The organism is Actinoplanes sp. NPDC048988, assembly GCF_043197815.1.
GTDB lineage: Bacteria > Actinomycetota > Actinomycetes > Mycobacteriales > Micromonosporaceae > Actinoplanes.
In genome coordinates, this window is sequence record NZ_JBICTW010000001.1 from 430,615 (window position 1) to 447,760 (window position 17,146).

General features: G+C 70.2%; 18 protein-coding genes. 6 read left to right on the plus strand and 12 right to left on the minus strand.

What is annotated here, in order from left to right:
* Positions 1-92: 92 nt before the first annotated feature.
* A complete protein-coding gene (locus tag ACGFJ7_RS02060) occupies positions 93-1,661 on the minus strand; it encodes a Rieske 2Fe-2S domain-containing protein (RefSeq protein ID WP_360243561.1) in 1,569 nt (522 codons plus the stop codon).
* 133 nt (positions 1,662-1,794) lie between these two features.
* Here ACGFJ7_RS02060 and ACGFJ7_RS02065 point away from each other — a divergent pair, with 133 nt between their 5' ends.
* Entirely contained in the window at positions 1,795-2,031 is a 237-nt protein-coding gene (locus ACGFJ7_RS02065; protein WP_392640297.1) for a DUF2631 domain-containing protein, read from the plus strand.
* A 45-nt stretch (positions 2,032-2,076) separates the two neighbouring features.
* Here ACGFJ7_RS02065 and ACGFJ7_RS02070 read toward each other — a convergent pair whose 3' ends face one another.
* From ACGFJ7_RS02070 to ACGFJ7_RS02105, 8 genes are all read right to left on the minus strand, one after another.
* On the minus strand, positions 2,077-3,300 hold the full coding sequence (locus ACGFJ7_RS02070; protein ID WP_392640300.1) for a DivIVA domain-containing protein: 1,224 nt from the start codon (positions 3,298-3,300) through the stop codon (positions 2,077-2,079).
* Positions 3,301-3,337: 37 nt separating this feature from the next.
* Positions 3,338-4,513, minus strand: a complete 1,176-nt coding sequence (gene rlmN, locus ACGFJ7_RS02075; RefSeq protein ID WP_360241950.1) for a 23S rRNA (adenine(2503)-C(2))-methyltransferase RlmN — start codon at positions 4,511-4,513, stop codon at positions 3,338-3,340.
* Between the two features lie 31 nt (positions 4,514-4,544).
* A complete protein-coding gene (locus tag ACGFJ7_RS02080) occupies positions 4,545-5,513 on the minus strand; it encodes a phosphatidate cytidylyltransferase (RefSeq protein ID WP_360241953.1) in 969 nt (322 codons plus the stop codon).
* Positions 5,513-6,070 carry a ribosome recycling factor gene (frr, locus tag ACGFJ7_RS02085; RefSeq protein ID WP_360241956.1) on the minus strand — a complete coding sequence of 186 codons (558 nt, stop codon included), beginning with the start codon at positions 6,068-6,070 and terminating at the stop codon, positions 5,513-5,515. The genes ACGFJ7_RS02080 and frr overlap by 1 nt, the downstream gene beginning before the upstream one ends.
* A gap of 53 nt (positions 6,071-6,123) precedes the next feature.
* Complete coding sequence (pyrH, locus tag ACGFJ7_RS02090) at positions 6,124-6,840, minus strand: UMP kinase (RefSeq protein ID WP_360241959.1); 717 nt, start codon at positions 6,838-6,840, stop codon at positions 6,124-6,126.
* A gap of 104 nt (positions 6,841-6,944) precedes the next feature.
* A complete protein-coding gene (gene tsf / locus ACGFJ7_RS02095) occupies positions 6,945-7,775 on the minus strand; it encodes a translation elongation factor Ts (protein WP_360241962.1) in 831 nt (276 codons plus the stop codon).
* Positions 7,776-7,810: 35 nt separating this feature from the next.
* Positions 7,811-8,725 (minus strand): 30S ribosomal protein S2, encoded by a 915-nt coding sequence (gene rpsB / locus ACGFJ7_RS02100; RefSeq protein ID WP_392640306.1) that lies wholly within the window; start codon positions 8,723-8,725, stop codon positions 7,811-7,813.
* Positions 8,726-8,935: 210 nt separating this feature from the next.
* Complete coding sequence (locus tag ACGFJ7_RS02105; protein WP_392640309.1) at positions 8,936-9,550, minus strand: hypothetical protein; 615 nt, start codon at positions 9,548-9,550, stop codon at positions 8,936-8,938.
* Positions 9,551-9,695: 145 nt separating this feature from the next.
* Between ACGFJ7_RS02105 and ACGFJ7_RS02110 the strand changes: the two genes are divergently transcribed.
* From ACGFJ7_RS02110 to dprA, 3 genes are read left to right on the plus strand one after another with little or no spacing between them, the layout of a single operon-like run.
* Positions 9,696-10,055: a YraN family protein gene (locus ACGFJ7_RS02110; RefSeq protein WP_360241971.1), complete on the plus strand. Its 360-nt coding sequence runs from the start codon at positions 9,696-9,698 to the stop codon at positions 10,053-10,055.
* A complete protein-coding gene (locus tag ACGFJ7_RS02115) occupies positions 10,055-11,566 on the plus strand; it encodes a YifB family Mg chelatase-like AAA ATPase (RefSeq protein ID WP_360241974.1) in 1,512 nt (503 codons plus the stop codon). Before ACGFJ7_RS02110 ends, ACGFJ7_RS02115 begins: the two co-directional genes overlap by 1 nt.
* On the plus strand, positions 11,559-12,776 hold the full coding sequence (gene dprA / locus ACGFJ7_RS02120; RefSeq protein ID WP_360241977.1) for a DNA-processing protein DprA: 1,218 nt from the start codon (positions 11,559-11,561) through the stop codon (positions 12,774-12,776). Before ACGFJ7_RS02115 ends, dprA begins: the two co-directional genes overlap by 8 nt.
* Positions 12,777-12,847: 71 nt before the next feature.
* On the opposite strand, the gene ACGFJ7_RS02125 is transcribed toward dprA, so the two are convergent.
* Together ACGFJ7_RS02125 and ACGFJ7_RS02130 are read right to left on the minus strand one after the other, a co-directional pair.
* Positions 12,848-13,033: a DNA-binding protein gene (locus tag ACGFJ7_RS02125; protein WP_097318473.1), complete on the minus strand. Its 186-nt coding sequence runs from the start codon at positions 13,031-13,033 to the stop codon at positions 12,848-12,850.
* A 1,347-nt stretch (positions 13,034-14,380) separates the two neighbouring features.
* Entirely contained in the window at positions 14,381-14,536 is a 156-nt protein-coding gene (locus ACGFJ7_RS02130; RefSeq protein WP_392640314.1) for a hypothetical protein, read from the minus strand.
* 590 nt (positions 14,537-15,126) lie between these two features.
* On the opposite strand from ACGFJ7_RS02130, the gene ACGFJ7_RS02135 reads away from it, so the two are divergent.
* A complete protein-coding gene (locus ACGFJ7_RS02135; RefSeq protein ID WP_360243565.1) occupies positions 15,127-15,531 on the plus strand; it encodes a winged helix-turn-helix domain-containing protein in 405 nt (134 codons plus the stop codon).
* A 40-nt stretch (positions 15,532-15,571) separates the two neighbouring features.
* Here the strand turns inward: ACGFJ7_RS02135 and ACGFJ7_RS02140 are convergent, their stop codons facing one another.
* Positions 15,572-16,066 (minus strand): DUF6636 domain-containing protein, encoded by a 495-nt coding sequence (locus ACGFJ7_RS02140; protein ID WP_392640317.1) that lies wholly within the window; start codon positions 16,064-16,066, stop codon positions 15,572-15,574.
* A 77-nt stretch (positions 16,067-16,143) separates the two neighbouring features.
* On the opposite strand from ACGFJ7_RS02140, the gene ACGFJ7_RS02145 reads away from it, so the two are divergent.
* Positions 16,144-17,130 (plus strand): tyrosine recombinase XerC, encoded by a 987-nt coding sequence (locus ACGFJ7_RS02145; protein ID WP_392640320.1) that lies wholly within the window; start codon positions 16,144-16,146, stop codon positions 17,128-17,130.
* Positions 17,131-17,146 lie beyond the last annotated feature (16 nt).

Consider the following 17,146-nt stretch of genomic DNA (forward strand, 5'->3'; position numbering starts at 1 on the left):
CGCTCGGGCGGGGTGAGCGTTCTGGGCGCGCAGCGCCCTGCTCACCCCGGCCGAGCCCTCGGCGGGAGCGACGGTCTGTACGCCCCACCCGCCTACGACATCTGCTCTTGTTCGGGGTTTTTCGTCGCCCGGATCTTGTGGCCGACACTCGTCAGACACCGGCCGCTGGGGAGGTCGAACTTCCAGCCGTGGAGTTGGCAGGTCAGGACGTTGCCGTCGACCATGCCGAAGCGGCTGAGGTCGGCCTTGAGGTGGGGGCAGCGGCGCTGAACGGTCCAGTCGCCGAACTGGGTGTCCTCGGCCTCGACGGCCTTCTCGTGCTCGTCGTACCAGCCCTCGGCGTACTGCAGGCGCTCCTCGGAGAGGCACTTGAAGAAGGCGTAGACGAACTCGTTGTACTGGCCGATGCGGGCGGCGGAGAAGCGGCAGCTCAGGAACAGGCTGTTGACCCAGTCACCCTCGTCGATGTGGATCAGGTGCTCGACCAGGGCGCGGCCGGTCTTGAAGCGGTAGCGCACCTTTTCGCCGGCGTAGGGGCGGACCTGCTTGCCGGGGAAGTCGACCACGATCGACTCGAGGATCTCGCCGGTCGGGCCGAACGAGTCGGTGAAGTCGAAGCGGACCGGGCCGCCGACGCCCTGGGCCATGTAGATCGACTCTTCGAGCAGGGGCTCGATGCGCTTCTTGAGCTCGCCCAGCACGTCGATCTCGGGGTGTTTCCAGCTCGCCTTCTCGGCCGCGATGATCGGGGCCTTGCGCTCGCGCATCTCCTCGAGGTGCGCCTTCTTGTTCGCGAAGAACTCGTCGACCGGAGTCGGGTGCGTGGTCTCTGCTCGGCCCGCGGTGTCGAGGGAGGTCACTGAGCCGGGGAGCAGGACGATGCCGTTGGTGCCGCCGACCTTGGCGTACTCCTCCAGGAAGACCGACTGGTCGGGGAAGATGTTGCCCTCGTCACCGAAGATGTCGTTGAACTGGTAGAGCTCGTCGTCGAGGAAGCAGGGCGGGCCGGCGATCGGGAAGACGTGGTCGGCCTTCAGGTCGTCGATGTAGCGCCAGGTGCGGTCGAACTGGCGGTCGCGCTTCTGCTTGCCGAACGCGGTCTTGGCGGCGTCGGGCAGCTCGTAGACCATCGGGTACCATATCGCGCCGGAGAACTGCAGCATGTGCGCGTGCACGTGACCGAGCTCGGCGAAGCGGCTCAGGTCGGACGGGCGCGCGTCGTTCTGGTTGAGCACCCGGATGCCGTCGTGCTCCACCCACAGCGAGGAGTCGCCGATCGGGCCGTCGGTCGGGCTGATCAGCGCCTGGATCATGATCTTCAGGCCGCCGTCGAGCTCGTGCACCTCGTCCGACTTCGTCCGCAGGAAGCTGGTGAAGCCCAGCTCGCGGAGCTCGTCCTCGAGCTGGCTGGTCGGGTACTCCGGCAGCAGGACGGTGGCCTTCTTGTTGATGTAGCGCTTGAGGTGCTTGGCGTCGAAGTGGTCGCGGTGCAGGTGCGACACGTACAGGTAGTCGACGTCACCCAGGGTCTCCCAGTCGAGCTGGGAATTGTCCGGGAATGGGAACCATGATGCGAAAAATGCGGGATTAACCCACGGATCGCACAGAATACTGCCGGCGGCGGTGTCGATCCGCATGCTCGCGTGTCCAGTGCCCGTGATCCGCACCGTATTACTCCCTCGATCCAAGAACCCGACCGCATCGAAGGTACCGGGTCCGGGTTGGTGGGCCGCGCGCGGAGCCGCCGTGCGAGACTGATCAGGAGTAAAGACGCCTTCGAGGGAGGATTGCGGCGTGTCTGCGGAAGAACATGAAGAGGTCTACGCGCCCGATCAGCTCAAGCCGGGCAACCGGAGGCGGGGACAGAAGGGCGCGATCATCTCGGCGATCGTCATCCTGCTGTTCTTCTGGGGCAACCACGAGGGCAACACCGAGAACATCTGGCTCGTCGTCTTCGCGGTCGGCCTGGTCGTCACGGTGATCGCCGACGCCGTGCTCCGCCGCCGGGGTCTGCGCCCGAGCGAGCAGTAGTCTTCGGACTACGAAAAAAGGGGCCCGTGAGGGCCCCTTTTCCGTTTACCGCCGTCTGGTGAGGATGTCCTTGACCTCACGGAGCGCGGCGTCCACCTCAGCCTCGAAGTAGCCACCCGGCACCAGGCCGAACTGCAACATGTCCAGGTCATTTTCCGGTACGGGCATCGGGCCCCGCCCGGTCATCGCCTGCAGGATCCCCTCGAACAGCCGGTCGACCTGCATCGGGTCGTAACCGCTGCCGAAGCGCCGCGGCTGGAACGTGCGGCGCAGCTGGTCGACGCGGTACAGCTCGCCACCCGGCTCGCCCATCGGCGGCGGGAGCTGCGGCTGCGGAGGCCCGCCGTACCCGCCCTGCGGCGCGCCGCTCATCGGGGCGTTGCCCATGGGCGGCGGCCCGCCCATCGGCGGCGGGGCGCCGTAGCCGCGCGGGTCCTGCTCGCGCGGCATGCGGATCTCCGCGGTCATGTCGGTCTTGCCGTGCCGGCCGGCCTCGAAGCCGTCGAAGCCACCCGTGTTGTCGAACCCGCCGGTGTTGTCGAAGCCACCGGTGTTGTCGAAGCCCTGGTCGTAACCGCCCTGGTCGTAGCCACGGGGGTCGCGCGGGTCGTACGCGGGCGCGGGCGGCTGCGGGGCCGGGCGCTGCGGCAGCTGGGGCTGCGGCGGCTGGCCGTAACCGGTCGGCTCGTCGAAGCGGCCACCGTACGGGTCGGTCGCCGGCATCTGCGGGCGCTGCTGCTGCATGCGGTCGGGCGGGCCCATCCGGTCCGGCGGGCCCATCCGGTCGGGCGGGCTCATCCGGTCGGGCGGGGCCATCCGGTCCGGCGGCGGCATGCGGTCGGGCATGCGGTCGTCCCGGATCGGCGGGGCGGGCAGGCGCTCGGTGGGCGGGGCCATCCGGCCCGCGGCGGCGGCGTTGACGCTGCCGGTGTTGGCGCCGGCCGGCGGGCGCGCGAAGCTGCCCGTAGTGAGGCCGCCGCGGAGCGAGTCGCGCATCGGGTCGGCCGCGGGGGCGCCACGGCCGCCGCGGTCCTCGAGCTCGGCCAGCTGGCGCTCGACGCGGTCCAGGTGGAGGTCTACCTGCCACTCGTCGTAGCCGCCGAAGCGCACCCGGAAGACCACGTCGTGCACTTCCTGCGCGCCCACGGGCGGGCCGGACTGCTCGCCGGCCAGGGTGGCCTCGACCCGGTCCAGGAAGGCGTCGACCTCATCGACCTTGTAGCCGCGGCGCAGCGCACGCCGCCGGAAACGCTGCCCCTGACTCGTCACAACGTCTCCCACTCCGCTCGCTGGGACCTGAGCCCAGTCACTGTGCCACCTCCGCGTCGGCGGCGCCCCCAGCGCTCGCCTCCGTAAGCTCGCCCGCGGCCAGTTGGCCGCACGCGCCGTCGATCTCCCGGCCCCGGGTGTCGCGAACCGTCGTCGACACTCCGGCCTCACGGAGGCGGCGGACGAACTCGCGCTCGACCGGTTTCGGGCTTGCGTCCCACTTGCTGCCCGGGGTCGGGTTGAGCGGGATGAGATTCACATGCGCCAGCTTGCCGTGCAAGAGCTTGCCGAGCAGGTCGGCACGCCAGGGCTGATCGTTGACGTCCCTGATCAGGGCGTACTCGATCGAGATCCGGCGTCCCGTCTGCGCCGCGTAGTCGAACGCGGCATCGAGCACCTCGGCCACCTTCCAACGCTGGTTGACGGGCACTAGCTCATCGCGCAGATCATCATCGGGGGCGTGCAGGGACAGCGCAAGGGTCACGTTCAGGTCTTCGGCCGTCAGCCGGCGCATAGCGGGCACTAGTCCCACGGTGGAGACGGTTATGTGCCGTTGCGAAAGTCCGAGGCCCTCCGGCGCCGGGGTGGTCAGCCGGCGGACCGCCTCGATCACGCGGGGGTAGTTGGCGAGCGGCTCGCCCATGCCCATGAAGACGACGCGCGACAGCCGCGGCGGTGACCCGGTGACCGCGCCCGAGGCGGCGACACCGGCCAGGTAGACGACCTGGTCGACGATCTCGGCCACCGACAGGTTGCGGGTCAGGCCCTGCTGGCCGGTCGCGCAGAACGGGCAGGCCATGCCGCAGCCGGCCTGGCTGGAGACGCAGGCGGTCACCCGGTCGGGATAGCCCATGAGGACGCTCTCGACCAGCGCGCCGTCGTGCAGCCGCCACAGCGCCTTGCGGGTGGCGCCCTCGTCACAGGCCAGCTCGCGGACCGGGGTCAGCAGCGTGGGCAGCAGGTCACCGGTGAGCCGGGCCCGCGTCTTGGCCGGCAGGTCGGTCATCTCGTCGATGTCGCGCACGAGCCGGCCGAAGTAGTGGGTGGAGAGCTGCTTCGCGCGGAACGCGGGCTCGCCGAGCGCGGTCACCGCGGCCTGGCGGGCGGCGAGATCCATGTCGGCCAGGTGGCGCGGGGGCATGGCGGGGCGGCGACGGGTGGCTACCGCATCGGGCTTGTCGGGGCTGGTCGGGATGACCGGAAGAATCGTCATGGCAGAACAAGTCTCGCACGCTCGGGGAAGTTCACTGGGCCCACGCGATCAGGGCGAAGAGGAGGTACGCGGTGGGCACGGCGAACAGGATCGAGTCGAGCCGGTCCATCAGGCCGCCGTGGCCGGGCAGCAGGTTGCTCATGTCCTTGACGCCGAGGTCGCGCTTGAGCATCGACTCGGCGAGGTCGCCGACGACCGCGACGACCGAGAGCACGGCGCCGAAGAGCAGGCCCCAGTACACCTGGATGTCGAGCAGGAAGTAGAGCAGCAGCGCGCTGCCGATCGCCGAGGCGCAGACCGAACCGGCGAAGCCCTCCCAGGTCTTGCCGGGGCTGATCGACGGGGCCATCTTGTGCTTGCCGAAGAACACCCCGGTCGCGTATCCGCCGGTGTCGGAGAGCACAACCGCCAGCAGCGTGCAGAGCACCCGCCACTGGCCCTTGTCGTGGTCCGGGAGGAAGAGCAGGATGCCGAAGCTGAGCAGGAACGGCACGTAGACGGCGACCAGCACGCTCGCCGTCAGGTCACGCCGGAAGGCCTCGGCGCCGTCGGCGAGCCGCCAGACGATCGCGGCCAGCACGGTGACCACCAGGCCGACCAGCAGGGCGTCGGTGCCGCTGTACCAGGCCAGGCCGCTCATCAGGACCGAGCCGCCGATCAGCGGGACGACCGGCGCGTTGGCGCCGGCCGAGCGCAGGGCCCGGGTCATCTCCCAGACGCCGACGCCGGACGCGACAGCGATCACGGCGAAGAAGGCCGGCTCCCAGAACAGCAGGGAGACGAGAACCACAACGACGAGGCCGACGCCGACCCCGATGGCCGCCGGCAGATTGCGCCCCGCACGGCTGGTCGTGGGCTCGCCTCCCTTGGCGCGGCGCTTGCCGGGGCCCTTCTTGGCGGGCTCGACCACTGGCAGGTGGCCCGTGGGCACATCCTCGGCCGCGTGCCAGGCCGTTTCGTCGCCGGAAGTGCGCCCGGCACGCGGATCGAGGTAAGACATCAGACCTCGAGCAACTCGGCTTCCTTGTGCTTGACGAGCTCGTCCACGACGGCGACGTAACGGTGGGTCACGTCATCGAGCTCCTTCTCGGCGCGGCGGCCGTCGTCCTCACCGGTCTCGCCGTCCTTGACCAGGCGGTCGATCTGCTCCTTGGCCTTGCGGCGGACGTTACGGATGGCCACCCGGCCTTCCTCCGCCTTGGTCCGCGCGACCTTGATCATCTCGCGGCGGCGCTCCTCGGTCATCTGCGGCAGGTGAATGCGCAGCTGGGTGCCCTCGTTGTTGGGGTTGACACCGAGGTCCGAGTCACGGATCGCCCGCTCGATCGGCCCCAGCTGCGAGTTGTCGTAGGGCTTCACGATCACCATGCGCGGCTCGGGGACGCCGACCGAGGCCATCTGCGTCACCGGCGTGGGCGCGCCGTAGTAGTCCACCAGGATCTTGGAGAACATGGCCGGAGTGGCCCGCCCCGTACGAATGGCGGCGAACTCCTCCTTGGCGTGCTCGACCGCGCTCTCCATCTTTTCCTCGGCCTCGAAGAGGGTCTCGTCGATCACCGGCTCTTCTCGCCTCCTAGCTTGTCTCGGTGGTGCGGGGATATCCGGGGGCTCTAGGCGGTGATCAGGGTGCCGATCTTGTCGCCGCTGACGGCGCGCACGATGGTGTCCTCACCCTCGGCGCCGAAGACGAGCATCGGCAGCTTGTTCTCCTCGCAGAGGCTGAAGGCGGCCTGGTCGGCGACGCGCAGCCCGCGCTGAAGAATCTCCTGGTACGTGGCACTGTCGAGCTTCTGCGCGGTGGGGTCGATGCGCGGATCGGCCGTGTAGACGCCGTCGACACCGTTCTTGCTCATCAGCACGATGTCCGCGTGGATCTCGAGGGCGCGCTGGGCGGTGACGGTGTCGGTCGAGAAGTACGGCATGCCGGCGCCGGCGCCGAAGATGACCGCGCGGCCCTTCTCGAGGTGGCGGATGGCGCGCAGCGGGATGTACGGCTCGGCGACCTGGGCCATCGTGATCGCGGTCTGGACCCGCGTCTCGATGCCCTCCTTCTCCAGGAAGTCCTGGAGGGCGAGCGCGTTCATCACGGTGCCGAGCATGCCCATGTAGTCGGCCCGGTTGCGGTCCATGCCGCGCTTCTGCAGCTCGGCGCCGCGGAAGAAGTTGCCGCCGCCGACCACGACGGCGACCTGAATGCCCCGGCGGATGACGGTGGCGATCTGGCCGGCGATGCCCTGCACGACGTCGGGGTCGACGCCGACCGCGCCACCGCCGAACACCTCGCCGGAGAGCTTCAGCACGACGCGCTTGGGCTTGTCGGTCACCATCGAGACCCGCCTTCCGTTAGTACTCAGCTGAGACCTTATGTGAGGAGGAGGCCGGACGCGGTACCGCGTTCCCGGCCTCCCTAGCCTCTAGCTCGGTGGCCGGATTACTCCTGGCCGACCTCGAACCGGACGAACTGGGTGATGTTCAGCCCGGCCTCGTCCGCGATCTGCTTGACCGTCTTCTTGTTGTCGACGACCGACGACTGCTCGAGCAGGACGAAGTCCTTGAAGAAGGAGTTCACCCGGCCCTCGACGATCTTGGGCAGAGCCTTCTCGGGCTTGCCCTCCTCCTTGGCGGTCTCCTCGGCGATGCGGCGCTCGGACTCGACGACCTCGGCCGGCACGTCCTCACGGGTGAGGAAGCGCGGCCGCATGGCGGCAATCTGCATGCCGATGCCACGGGCGTCCGCGTCGGCCGCCTCGTCGTTCTTGCCCGAGTACGCGACCAGGACGCCGACCTGCGGCGGGAGGTCCTGCGCCTTGCGGTGCAGGTAGACCGCGACGGTGCCGTCGACGATCACGAAGCGGTTCAGGACGATCTTCTCGCCGATCTTGGCGGCGTAGTCCTGGATCGTGTCGGCGACCGACTTGCCGTCCTCGAGCACGGCGGCCGAGAGGGCGGCGGCGTCGGCGAGCTTGTTCTTCGCGCCGAACTCGACCAGACGCTGACCCAGCGCGACGAAGTCGGGGGTCTTGGCGACGAAGTCGGTCTCGCAGTTGAGCTCGAGAAGCGCGTTCTCGAAGTGCGACACGATGCCGTTGGCCGCGGTGCGGCCGGCACGCTTGCCGACGTCCTTGGCACCCTTGATGCGCAGGAACTCGACAGCCTTGTCGAAGTCGCCGTCCGCCTCGTCGAGGGCCTTCTTGCAGTCCATCATGCCGGCAGCGGTCAGATCGCGGAGCTTCTTCACGTCCGCGGCGCTGTAGTTAGCCATGACTCTCTCTCGATGTCAGTTCGGGTTTGGCTGACTTATTCGGCGGGGGTGGCGGCGGCCGGCACGGGCTCGGCAGCCGGGGTCTCCGCAGCCGGGGCCTCCGCAGCGGGGGCGTCCGCAGCCGGGGCCTCCGCGGCGGGAGCGTCGGCGGCCTTCTTCTCGGCGCCCTCGTACAGGTCGCGCTCCCACTCGGGCAGCGGCTCGCCGGCGGCGACGGTGCCCGGCTCGGGCTTCTCGTCGGCGCCACCACGGCCACGGCCGGAGCGGGCGATCAGACCGTCGGCCACGGCGGCGGCGATGACCTTGGTCAGCAGCTCGGCCGAGCGGATCGCGTCGTCGTTGCCCGGGATCGGGAAGTCGACCTCGTCCGGGTCACAGTTGGTGTCGAGCACCGCGATGACCGGGATGCCCAGCTTGCGGGCCTCGTCGACGGCGATGTGCTCCTTCTTGGTGTCCACGACCCAGATCGCCGACGGCGTCTTGGTCATGTCACGCAGACCGCCGAGGGTCTTGGTGAGCTTGGTCTTCTCGCGGAAGAGCTGCAGGGTCTCCTTCTTGGTGTACCCGGCGGCGGTGCCGCTCAGGTCACCCAGGGCCTCGAGCTCCTTCATGCGCTGCAGACGCTTGTACACCGTCTGGAAGTTGGTGAGCATGCCGCCCAGCCAGCGGTGGTTCACGTACGGCTGGCCGACGCGGGTCGCCTGCTCGGCGATGGCCTCCTGCGCCTGCTTCTTGGTGCCGACGAAGAGGATGTGGCCACCCTCGGCGACGGTGTCACGCACGTACGCGTAGGCCTTCTCGATGTAGTCGAGGGTCTGGCGCAGGTCGATGATGTAGATACCGTTGCGCTCGGTGAAGATGAAGCGCTTCATCTTCGGGTTCCAGCGGCGGGTCTGGTGCCCGAAGTGGACACCGCTTTCCAGCAGCTGGCGCATGGTCACGACGGCCATGGTGGGTTGCTCCCTGTCGTCCCTGGTTGGCGCGCTCACCGGCGGTGAACGCCCTGGTGCCCGGTCGCCGGCCACAGTCGGACCCGAGATGATCGAGACCAGGGAGGGCCGTCGCCGCCGAGTTGTTGATCGACCCGGCAGAGGGCACGCGAGGTCGGCCGCGCTAGGCGGTCGCCGGCAACCAGCATACGCCAAGCTTCGAGCGGCCTCTTATCCCGTCGCCAGCCCGGCCGCGACCAGCAAGATCAAACCCACCGGGAGGTACGCCACCGGGGGCCGCACCCAGGCCTCACGGGTGATCGAACCGCCCTTGGCCACCGCGAACAGTCCGATACCGGTCAGCGTGAAGCCCAGCGTCAGCAGTACGGCGGGAACGATCGCGCCGGATGACGGGGTGCCGGTGAACGTCGCACCGAAGAGAAGACGGACGACCGGGATCAACAGGACGATCATGACGATCGCGACAAGGAAGGACGTCGTGGACCGCTTGCTCTGATAGACGGGAGCGCGCGGCGTGACCGGAGGCACCAGGGTGGTGGGCTCGGCCACCTTCTCCTCCACGCCGGCGGGCGGCTTGATCGTCGGATATTCCGGCCCGCGGACCGGGACCCGCACATCCGTCTCGGCCGGCCGGGCATGACTACCGGTCGTCTCCGGCCGCTGTTCGGGCAGGCGGAAAGCGCCACTCGGCCGTTCATGAATGCCCGAGTCGTACGGGTTCCCGATCTGATGGGACCCGGAGGCCTCGGGGCTGGTGCTCCGGGAGTACTGACCGCCCGAGTACCAGCTCGGCTCGGAATCGTCGGCGTAGCGGTGTCCTTCCACGATGTCGCACCGTAGGTGACCACGGTCGCCGATGCCACACGTGGGTCCATAACACACCGATCCGGTGACTCTGCGGTTTTCCACAATCGCGCTGCGTCCACAGGGCCCGGCGCACGAGGCCGCGGTTCGCGGCACGGTGTCCGCCATGACGACGCAAAGACGGGCGGTTGGCGCGTACGGCGAACGGGTCGCCGCCCAGCATCTCCGCGATCGGGGACTCGTGATCCTCGACCAGAACTGGCGCTGCCCCGAGGGCGAGCTCGACATCGTGCTGCGCGACGGCGACGACCTCGTCATCTGCGAGGTCAAGACCCGCCTCGGCGGCACCTTCGGCCGGCCCGCCGAGGCCATCACGCCGCGCAAGGTCCGCAAGCTGAGGCAGCTCGCCCGCAAGTGGCTCGACGAGAGCGGGGTGCATCCGCGCGAGGTGCGCTTCGACGTCGTCGAGGTGCTGCCCCAGAAGAAGGGCGCCACCCAGATCAACCACACCCGAGGGGCGTTCTGATGAGCTACGCCCGCGTGCTCTGCGTCGGCCTGGTCGGCATGACGGGCCATCTCGTCGAGGTCGAGGCCGATCTCTCCCCCGGACTCCCGGCGGTGGTGCTGACCGGATTGCCGGACACGGCGCTGCACGAGGCACGCGATCGGGTTCGGGCGGCCGTGGTCAACTCGGGTCGCCAGTGGCCGAATCGCCGGATCACGGTCAACCTGCTCCCGGCCGCCGTGCCGAAACATGGCAGCGCCTTCGACCTGGCCATCGCCGCCGCCGTCCTGGCCAGTGCGGGTGAGCTGCCGCTGGCCCCGATGGACGGCGTCGTGGTCCTCGGAGAACTGGGCCTGGACGGCGCCGTGCGCCCGGTGCGCGGGGTACTGCCGATGGTCGCCGCGGCCGCCGGCGCCGGGATCCACCGGGTCATCGTGCCGCTGGGCAACGCCCGCGAGGCCACCGTGGTGCCCGGCATGACCGTACGGGCCGTCGACAGCCTGCATCGGCTCGTCGGATTCCTCAGCGAGGGCGCCGACCTCCTGGAACCACCACCCGTCGCCCCGTCGCCCCCTTCTTCGGGCCCCGATCTGGCCGACATGGCGGGCCAGGAGATGGCTCGCTACGGCCTCGAGGTCGCGGCGGCCGGCGGTCACCATCTGTCTTTGTTCGGACCGCCCGGCGCCGGGAAGACGATGCTGGCCGAACGGCTGCCGTCGATCCTGCCCGAGCTGGACGACTCGGCGTCGCTCGAGGTGACGGCCCTGCAGTCGATAGCCGGGATACTGCCGCCGAGCGGCGGCCTCATCCGGCGGCCGCCATTTCAGGCGCCCCACCACACGGCGTCCACAGCAGCTTTGGTCGGAGGTGGAGTCGGGCTCGCCAGGCCGGGCGCGCTGTCGCTCGCCCACCGCGGTGTGCTCTTCCTCGACGAGGCAGCGGAGGTACGCAGCGCGGCCCTTCAGGCTCTGCGCCAGCCTCTGGAGACGGGACGGGTGGTGCTGGCCCGAGCCCAGGGAACGATCGAATATCCCGCCCGGGTGCAATTGGTGACGGCGGCCAACCCGTGCCCCTGCGCGAATCCCGCCGGCGACCAGCACTGCACCTGCACGCCTCTGGTGCGCCGGCGCTACTTGGCCCGGCTCTCCGGTCCGCTGCTCGACCGCATCGACATCCGGCTGACCCTTCAGCCGTTGACGGCCGCTCAACTGCTGACGGCGAACAAGCCCGTGGCGTCCTCGGCCGAGGTCGCGGAGAGGGTGGCGAAGGCTCGCGCGGCCTCGACCGCGCGCTGGGAACGAGTCAACGGCGAGGTGCCGGGGCCACAACTGCGCCGGCCGCCGTGGAAGTTGCCGGCCTCGGACACCGCGGAGCTCCAGAAGGCCCTCGACCGGGGGATGTTGTCGGCGCGCGGCTTCGACCGGGTGCTGAGGCTGGCCTGGACGATCGCCGACCTGGACGGGCGGGACCGGCCGGCCCGCGACGAGGTCATCGAGGCGATCCAGCTGCGGATGGGCGAAGGCCGTGGCTGACGACATCGAGCGGGCCGCCCGCGTCGCCCTGACCTGGCTGGCCGAGCCGGGCAACCGGACGGTGTGGTCGCTTGTGGAGGCGGTCGGGGCGCCCGAGGCCCTCGACCGGCTGGTGCGGGGCGAGGTGGAGAGCAAGGCGATTCAAGCGGCCGTACGGGTGAAAGAAGCCGACCTCCGTCCTGATCGCCTCCGGGAACTGACCGTCGAGCGGGCCCGCCGGCTCGGGGCGCGGATCGTGGTGCCGTCCGACGAGGAGTGGCCGCGCCGGGTCGAGTCGCTGGCCATGCTGTCGCTGGAGGGTCGCGGGCGGATCGTCGAGGACGTACGGCCGCCGTTGTGTTTCTGGGTGCGCGGGGCGTGGCCGCTGGGCGAGACGCTGGAAAGGTCGGTCGCGGTGGTCGGCGCGCGGGCGGCGACGCCGTACGGCACCCATGTCACCGGCGAGATCGCCTACGGCCTGGCCGAAAAGGGCTGGTCGGTGGTCTCGGGCGGGGCGTTCGGCATCGACGCGGCGGCGCACCGGGCGGCGATGGCCGCGGGCGGGCGGACGGTCGCGGTGCTGGCGTGCGGGGTCGACCGGCCGTACCCGGTGGGTAATTCGGCGATGTTCGAGCACATCGCGGAAACCGGCCTGCTGATCAGCGAGTGGCCACCCGGCGCGGAACCGCTGCGGCACCGCTTCCTGATCCGCAACCGGGTGATAGCGGCCGCGACGGTCGGCGCGGTGATGGTGGAGGCGGCGGCCCGCAGCGGTGCGGCACAGACGATGAGCCGGGTGCTGGCGCTGAACCGGACGGCGATGGTGGTGCCGGGCCCGGTGACCTCGGCGGTGTCGGTGGGCTGCCACGAGCTGCTGCGCGAGCGGCCGGAGGCGATCCTGGTGACCGGGGCCGGCCAGGTGCTGGAGGCGGTCGGCCGGGTCGGCGAATATCTGGCCGACCCGCCCCGCGGCCCCGCGCACGCGCGGGACTCGCTGGACGAGGAATCGGCGCTGGTGCTGGAGGCGGTGCCGAGGCGTGGCACAGCCTCACCGGAGGAACTGGCGGCGAAAGCCGGCCTGGACTTGCGGACCGTACTGCGCCGACTGTCCCTTCTGGAGGTGGCCGGCATGGTCGTACGCCATGGGGCCGCGGGCGTGGCGCTGGTCCGTTCCCGCGCGTCACCCACGCCGCCCGGACCAGATCCTTCGCCGCCCGACCGGCACGGCTGAGAGGCGCCGCGCCTTTCGGCCCGGTCGCCCGGAATTTCCCTCCGGCGCGGCTCGACGTCCACGCCGGCGGATCAGTCTTCGGAGTCGTCCAGGTCCCGGCGGTGCACCTTCATCCACGCCTCGACGTCGTCGGTCATCCACACCTTGCCCTGAGCAAGGTCGGCGACCGGCTTGGGAAAGTCGGCGCGGCTGGTGATCTGGTACGCACGCTGCCGGCTGACCCCACCCAGTCGGATGCGGATCTCGTGCGCCCCCATGAGCCGGATCGGTTTCGCTGCCACATGATCGACCGTAGGCGCGAGACTATTAGTCAGTCATAAAGTTGATAGGAGACACCTAGTCATGAGTCATCTATGCTGTCATCATGACTAGGCGACGCCAGAGCCACCCGCCGGTGCCCGTGTCACCCACACATCGACGCACGTGGCGCACTTTCTGGCGCCGATGCACCTGCGGCCTGCCCGCACCCTGCGTCGACCGCCTGGTCCCCGCGCCACCACTGCCCTTCCCTGTCCGTACCCCGTCCCACCTGCAAACTCTCCCCGATCCTCCCGACCGCGATCCCCTCCACCCGCGACCGTCCCCCGCTCTCCCCTACCGCAGTCCTTTCCACCCACGGGCCGCTGCCACGGCGCCCCACCCCAAGCTCTTCCCCGCACCCGCCTTAGCCCCACAAGCCTTCGCGCCACCGCCTTATCGCAGCCCCGTCCACCCGCAGAACCCCAACCATCCCCACCCGATCACGCTCCAACACAGCAGAGGAGGTCATCAGGCCGATCCCCGGTATCCCTGCCACATATGCCGCCCGGCGGGCACAGCCCTCCACTCCGGAGGCCCCCAACCCGCCGGGCGGCAACCCCCTCATGCACAACCGCTCAGACCCACCGTTCCCCTGGACCACACCGAACGGGGGCGGCCGCCGTCACTCCAGCCGGCCTGACGGCGGCCGATCCCCCTGACCCACCACCCGAGCGCCGCCCCGCCCCGTCGACAGCGGAATCACAACCACCCGACGAGCGGCGCGACGCCAGATAAATGGCCGCGGCGCACGCGAGTGGCCACCCCCGCTTCCCGACGTCTGGCGGCGCCCGGGAGGCCGACCTCCTCGGCGGGCGCCGGCGCTGATCCCCGTCGGCGCCCGCCGAGGAACGGCGGTGGATGGCAGGCGACCCACTCACCGCCACAGCTCGGACCACCGCCCTGCACCGGTGGTCCGAGCCAGTCCAGCACCAGCCGCCAACAGCGACCACAGCAAGGCCGCCAACATGCGCACCACAACCCACGCGAACGCCGACCCGCGCAGCACACCCCGACTGCTGCTGCCCAGACCGCGAGCCCTTCCCGTCACCATCGGACACAGCGCCGTCCGGCCGAGCACTTTCGGCCCCACCCAGGGCGATCAGGTCCGTCCGGGCCCAGGCCGGTCCAGCGCAGGCCGATCAGTCCCCATCCAGCCCAGGCCGGTCCGCCCCAAGCCGATCCGCCCTCATCCGCCCAGCCCATTCCGGCTAGGCCGACCAGGCCCCATCCAGCCCAGACCATTCCAACCCGGACCGATTCAGCCCATGGCATATCCAGCCCAGACCGATCCAGCCCAGACCATTTCAGCCCAAGCCGATCCAGCCCAAGCCGATCCAGCCCAAGCCGATCCAGCCCAAGCCGATCCAGCCCAAGCCGATCCAGCCCAAGGCGATCCAGCCCAAGGCGATCCAGCCCAAGCCGATCCAGCCCAAGCCGATCCAGCCCAAGCCGATCCACACCCACGCGGCCTTGGGTAAGTCCTGCCCAGTCCGATCCAGCGGGGTTCGACCTGCCCTAACTTCCCCAGCGGGGCGCGGGACGGCCGGGAGCGCGGGGTGCGGCGCGGGAACGCGGAGCCCGGCGGGAGCGCGGGGCGCGGGACGGCCGGGAACCCGGGACGCGGCGCGGGACGGCCGGGAGCGCGGGGTGCGGCGGGGGAACGCGGAGCCCGGCGGGAGCGCGGGGCGCGGGACGGCCGGGAACCCGGGACGCGGCGCGGGACGGCCGGGAGCGCGAGAGGGTGGCGCGGGGCGCGGGACGGCCGGGAACCTGGGGCGCGGCGCGGGACGGTCGGGAGCGCGAGAGGGTGGCGCGGGGCGCGGTAGCGCAGCGCGGGGCAACGCCGGCACTGAACGGTCTGGGGCGGCGCGGGTCGGGGTGTGATTGAACGGGCGACGGCCGGGGCCGACGGCGCTGGTGCGCTCGGTGGACTGTCGCCCGCCCTGCTGCGCGATCAAGCTCGGCCTTCTCAAGCGCGGCATATTCATCGTACTAACGATCATTCGTACGTACAATATGACGGAACGATGTGATCACGTAAACTGTGAACATGATCGATCCTTCAGCGGACCGCGCGGTGTTTCGCCAATTGGCTGACCTGCTCCGCAATCAGATCGAGTCTGGGGAGCTGGGGCCTGGTGAACCGCTGCCCAGTGAGCTGCGCCTGGCGCAGGAGTATGGGATCAGCCGCACCACTGTTCGCCAAGCCATCGGCCAGCTGCGGACGGAAGGGCTAGTCACCGTCGATCGGCCGCGCGGCACGTTCGTCCGGGTGCCGGAACCGACCGAACTGATCGCCCTGGGCCGCGGTGAGCGGGCCGGGGCGCGCATGCCCACCGACGCCGAGCGCCGCAAGTATCGGCTGGGCGAAGGCGTGCCGGTTCTCGTGATCACCGCCACCGACGGCACCGAAACCGTTCACCCCGCCGACCGCGTCCAGCTCACCCGGCCCTGACCGCCACCGGGCCGCGGGTGGACGCGGGTGGGAAAGCGCGTCAGAACAGGTCGTAGTTGGCTCGGGCCAGGGCGAAACCGTGGCCCGACTTGCTGTCCTCGCAGGTCAGGGATCTGGCTGTGCTGTCGCAGCGGATCGAGCCGGCGCGCAGGGCCTGGCCGTACTCCAAAGTCTGGGTGGCGGAGCCCGCCAACGAGTCGCCGGCGCAGGTGAAGCCGGCCTTTCCGGACTCCAGGAACATGCCGTTGCCCCACGCCTGCTGGCAGTCCTCGGGCTGCGGTGGCGGGGACCAGCTTTTGTCGAGGATGTCGCAGCGGACCGTGGCGGTGGTCAAGGCGCAGACGATGTTCTTCGACGGCGACTGGAACGTCGCGTCGGACACCTCCTTCACGGGGCTGCCCAGGCCGGCGACCGCCGACGGCAGTGGCGCCGGGGAGGAATCCGTGGGTGAGGGGGTGCCGGAACCCTCGAAGAGGGAACAACCGGAGAGTGCGGCCAGCAGGGCCAGGGCCAGGAAGCGACGGAAGCGTGCCATGGTGTTCGGCAGTGTAGTGCCGATCGGCCAGCGTGGGTGCTTGACGAGAGCCGGGTGGAGCGATGACGGTCGACGCGATGGATACGCGGGAGATGCACGAGCGGCTGCCGGAGGCGATGCGGCAGGCCGTCGACGACTTCGGGCGCCATCTGGCGCAGGTCGACAACCGGTCGGTCCACACCGTACGGGCCTATCTGGGTGACGTCGTCTCGCTGCTCGACTACGCCGTCCGTCAGGACGTGCTCTCGGTCGGCGACCTCGACCTGGGTGTGCTGCGGGGGTGGCTCGCGTCCCGGATGCGAGACGGCGCGGCCCGGACCTCCCAGGCCAGGCGGGCGACCGCGGCGCGTACGTTCACCGCGTGGGCGTCCCGCAGCGGGCGGATCGGCGCCGACCCGGGCGCTCATCTGTCCAGTCCGCGGGCCCACCGCACTCTTCCCACAGTTCTTCGAGCCGACCAGGCCACCGCCCTGATGGAGACGAACGGACCGGAGGCGGCGGAGGGGCTTCGGAACCGGGCGGTTCTGGAACTGCTTTATGCGACCGGTGTACGGGTCAGCGAGCTCTGCGGCCTCGACCGCGCCGATCTCGACGAGTCGCGGCGGCTCGTGCGGGTCTTCGGCAAGGGCGCCAAGGAACGCGCCGTCCCCTATGGCCTCCCGGCCCAGAAAGCGCTCGACGACTACCTCAAGCATGGCCGCCCCCTGCTGGCCGCCGCGAAGGGGGACGGCACCAAGGCGGGAGGGGCGAGGGAGGGCCGCCTGAGGGCACCCGGAGCGGAGAGCGGTGGGGACGCTCTGTTTCTGGGGGTCAAGGGTGGGCGGCTGCAGCCGACCGTCGTCCGGCGGATCGTCGACGCGGCGGCTCGGGAGGCGGGGCTGCCGCACACCAGGCCGCACGATCTGCGGCACTCGGCCGCCACGCACCTGCTCGACGGTGGGGCGGATCTGCGGGCCGTACAGGAACTGCTCGGGCATTCCTCGCTGTCGAGCACGCAGATCTACACGCACGTGTCCACCGAGCGGCTCCGGGCCGCCTTCAAACAGGCGCACCCCCGGGCGTGACCCCGTACGATCAGGG

What these genes read in the sequence shown, in the direction of transcription:
- ACGFJ7_RS02145 (WP_392640320.1), top strand. Translation starts at nt 16,144, where the DNA reads ATGGATACGCGGGAGATGCACGAGCGGCTGCCGGAGGCGATGCGGCAG.
- ACGFJ7_RS02140 (WP_392640317.1), bottom strand. Translation starts at nt 16,066, where the DNA reads ATGGCACGCTTCCGTCGCTTCCTGGCCCTGGCCCTGCTGGCCGCACTC.
- tsf (WP_360241962.1), bottom strand. Translation starts at nt 7,775, where the DNA reads ATGGCTAACTACAGCGCCGCGGACGTGAAGAAGCTCCGCGATCTGACC.
- rpsB (WP_392640306.1), bottom strand. Translation starts at nt 8,725, where the DNA reads ATGGCCGTCGTGACCATGCGCCAGCTGCTGGAAAGCGGTGTCCACTTC.
- pyrH (WP_360241959.1), bottom strand. Translation starts at nt 6,840, where the DNA reads ATGGTGACCGACAAGCCCAAGCGCGTCGTGCTGAAGCTCTCCGGCGAG.
- ACGFJ7_RS02080 (WP_360241953.1), bottom strand. Translation starts at nt 5,513, where the DNA reads ATGTCTTACCTCGATCCGCGTGCCGGGCGCACTTCCGGCGACGAAACG.
- ACGFJ7_RS02115 (WP_360241974.1), top strand. Translation starts at nt 10,055, where the DNA reads ATGAGCTACGCCCGCGTGCTCTGCGTCGGCCTGGTCGGCATGACGGGC.
- ACGFJ7_RS02125 (WP_097318473.1), bottom strand. Translation starts at nt 13,033, where the DNA reads ATGGGGGCGCACGAGATCCGCATCCGACTGGGTGGGGTCAGCCGGCAG.
- ACGFJ7_RS02110 (WP_360241971.1), top strand. Translation starts at nt 9,696, where the DNA reads ATGACGACGCAAAGACGGGCGGTTGGCGCGTACGGCGAACGGGTCGCC.
- rlmN (WP_360241950.1), bottom strand. Translation starts at nt 4,513, where the DNA reads ATGACGATTCTTCCGGTCATCCCGACCAGCCCCGACAAGCCCGATGCG.
- ACGFJ7_RS02135 (WP_360243565.1), top strand. Translation starts at nt 15,127, where the DNA reads ATGATCGATCCTTCAGCGGACCGCGCGGTGTTTCGCCAATTGGCTGAC.